Raw genomic sequence first — 1298 nt, 5'->3', positions numbered from 1 at the left:
AACCACACCCCCCGGGGGGGGGGGCGCCCCCCCCCCCCCGCGGGTGGCTACCCGCGTCGTGGAGCCGGGATCAGATCAGGCCGAGGCCGCGGACCGCGTCGCGCTCCTCCGCCAGCTCCTTCACCGACGCGTCGATCCGCGCCCGCGAGAACTCGTTGATGTCCAGGCCCTGGACGATCTCGTACTTGCCGTCCTTGGTGGTGACGGGGAACGAGGAGATCAGGCCCTCCGGGACGCCGTAGGAGCCGTCCGACGGGATACCCATGGAGGTCCAGTCGCCCTCGGCGGTGCCGTTGACCCAGGTGTGCACGTGGTCGATCGCGGCGTTCGCGGCCGAGGCGGCCGAGGACGCGCCGCGGGCCTCGATGATCGCGGCGCCGCGCTTGGCGACGGTCGGGATGAACTCGTCGGCCAGCCACTTCTCGTCGCCGCCGATGGCCTCGATGGCCGGCTTGCCCGCGACGGACGCCTGGAAGATGTCCGGGTACTGGGTGGCGGAGTGGTTGCCCCAGATGGTGAGGCGCTTGATGTCCTCGACCGACGCGCCGGTCTTCTGGGCCAGCTGCGTCAGCGCGCGGTTGTGGTCCAGGCGGGTCATCGCGGTGAAGCGCTCGGCCGGTACGTCCGGGGCGGCGGCCTGGGCGATCAGGGCGTTGGTGTTGGCCGGGTTGCCGACGACGAGGACCTTGATGTCGTCCGCGGCGTGGTCGTTGATGGCCTTGCCCTGCGGCTTGAAGATGCCACCGTTGGCGGCCAGCAGGTCGCCGCGCTCCATGCCCTTGGTGCGCGGGCGCGCGCCGACGAGGAGGGCCACGTTGGCGCCCTCGAAGCCCTGGTTCGGGTCGTCGAAGATGTCGATGCCCTTGAGCAGCGGGAAGGCGCAGTCGTCGAGCTCCATGGCGGTGCCCTCGGCGGCCTTGACGCCCTGCGGGATCTCGAGGAGGCGCAGCTTGACCGGCACGTCCGCGCCGAGCAGGTGGCCAGAGGCGATGCGGAAGAGCAGTGCGTAGCCGATCTGGCCGGCGGCGCCGGTGACGGTGACGTTCACAGGAGTGCGGGTCATGGCGTTCTCCGTAGGACAGCGGGGTTTTGATCGATCTCTCTACATCAAGAGATCCGCCCGTCAGGCTATCGCGCCCCAACCCGGGCGGACCTACCGGTTCGTGTGGCTCAGCCCACAGCCGCACCGTAGTGCACTCCTGCGAGTCACGGACCGCAGACCTGTTCACACCGAAGCGGGGGGGGCGGGGGCCGGCGGGGGGGCGGCGGGGGCCGCGGCGGGCCGGGGGCGAGGAGGG

Annotated in this window: 1 protein-coding gene; it reads right to left on the bottom strand. The window is 71.4% G+C overall.

Translation table 11 applies throughout. The annotated features are described in order from the left end of the window. Positions 1 to 70: 70 nt before the first annotated feature. Entirely contained in the window at positions 71 to 1063 is a 993-nt protein-coding gene (locus ACFW9D_RS38515) for a malate dehydrogenase (RefSeq protein ID WP_384630145.1), read from the bottom strand. Positions 1064 to 1298 lie beyond the last annotated feature (235 nt).

This window comes from Streptomyces sp. NPDC059524 (genome assembly GCF_042749255.1).
Lineage (GTDB): Bacteria > Actinomycetota > Actinomycetes > Streptomycetales > Streptomycetaceae > Streptomyces > Streptomyces xanthii.
Note: the sequence above shows the minus strand (reverse complement) of the source record. Positions and strands in the feature narration are given on the sequence as shown.